Source organism: Helicobacter sp. T3_23-1059 (assembly GCF_053654515.1).
Map to the genome: position 1 here is coordinate 1 of NZ_JBSIUV010000134.1, position 1,457 is coordinate 1,457.

Annotated in this window: 2 protein-coding genes; both read left to right on the top strand. The window is 32.3% G+C overall.

From position 1 onward, the window contains the following. The first annotated feature begins 396 nt into the window (after positions 1 to 396). A complete protein-coding gene (locus tag ACWIX0_RS13545) occupies positions 397 to 1,104 on the top strand; it encodes an outer membrane beta-barrel protein (RefSeq protein WP_454174511.1) in 708 nt (235 codons plus the stop codon). Between the two features lie 35 nt (positions 1,105 to 1,139). Next, positions 1,140 to 1,301, top strand: a complete 162-nt coding sequence (locus ACWIX0_RS13550; RefSeq protein WP_454174512.1) for a hypothetical protein — start codon at positions 1,140 to 1,142, stop codon at positions 1,299 to 1,301. Positions 1,302 to 1,457 lie beyond the last annotated feature (156 nt).

Below are 1,457 nucleotides of genomic sequence, written 5' to 3' on the forward strand. Positions count from 1 at the left end.
AAAAACAATAACCCCAAAAATGCAATAATACAAAAATGCAACAATCCAAAAAATCCAAAAATGCGAATGTGAAAAATTAACTTTTTTAAAAAAAATTTCTACCACCCAAAAAATTTTTAAAAAGTTCAAAAATTTTTTTGCTTTTAAGCAAATCTTAATTAGGGGGGGGGGTAGAATATTGCCACGCTTTTGTTTTTTTTTTTTTTTTTTTTTGAAAAATGCGTTTTTTTGCTAGATTTTGCGGATTTTGGGGTGTTTGGAAGCGTTTTATGTAGCGTTTATGTAGCGTTTATACATTGTGATAAATGCCTAAAAATGCAAAATCTTAAGATTTATGCTTTTTTAAAAAATGGATTAAAAAGCGGAGCGAAAATTTACCTTATAAGGAGCAAGACAATGAAAAAATTGTCAAAAATGGTTACAAGCGTGGCGGTGGCTAGCGTGCTAGCAAATGGTGTATTTGCCGAGGAAAGCGGGGTATTTGTAGGGCTAGAGGCTGGTGCAAGCATAATGAATACAAAAAGTGAAACCACCGATTTTAAAGATAGTAAGTATGGTTTTGGTGGAAATTATGGTTTTATCGTAGGGTATAAGCAATTTTTTAATCCACATATTGGCTTGCGTTACTATGCAAACATAAACTATATGCAAGCCGATGTATATGCTTCGATTGCGCCAGATATTAGCCAAGATGGAATTATTTATAATACCTCTCGTGCGGACACAATAAACTTTATGTTAGTAAATTACGCAGTAAATGTGGATTTTCTAGGCAATTTTATCGCTAAAGAAAATGTAGATTTTGGTGGATTTGTTGGAATTGGACTTGGAGGGAATACTTATCTACTTGACCAAAATATTGTTAGCAAAACTAGCGAAACTCAGCGAAAAATAATCGCGGGGCAAGTAGCTATCACTACATTTAATGCTGCATTAAATATTGGTTTAAGAAGCAATATATTTAAAAATCACGGTATTGAATTAGTAGCTAAAGTGCCTTTTATCGGACAAAAATTTGTGGATACTACTAGGGCAGATGGTGCACCACTAAAAATGACACGCACATATTATAGCGTGGCATTGCGCTACACATATAGCTTTTAAATCTTGCGTGTAAATAAACTTAAAAGGAGTAAAAAATGTCAAATCGCAAAATATCACCTGAGGATAATGCTTCAAATCAAGGAAATGCAAATAAAGGCACAAAAGGAACAAATAAGCAATATGACCAAGCACAAGGAAATAGAGGAAAACAGAATAATCCAAATTGGAAATCACCAAAATCAAATAAAAGTAAATAAGCAAAAAGCTAACATAGTTTTTAGCTAAATACCTTAAATGATTTTGTGTTTCAAAAACCCATAATGCTTTTTGTAGTTTCTCTTTAGATTCTCTTTTTCCCAGCAAAAGAGAATCTAGCTAAACTTATGTTGCTATGTTTTTTACATAAAACAACA

Bases quoted from the DNA above. Each gene is read 5' to 3' on its own strand.
- ACWIX0_RS13545 (WP_454174511.1), top strand. From the start codon at position 397: ATGAAAAAATTGTCAAAAATGGTTACAAGCGTGGCGGTGGCTAGCGTG.
- ACWIX0_RS13550 (WP_454174512.1), top strand. From the start codon at position 1,140: ATGTCAAATCGCAAAATATCACCTGAGGATAATGCTTCAAATCAAGGA.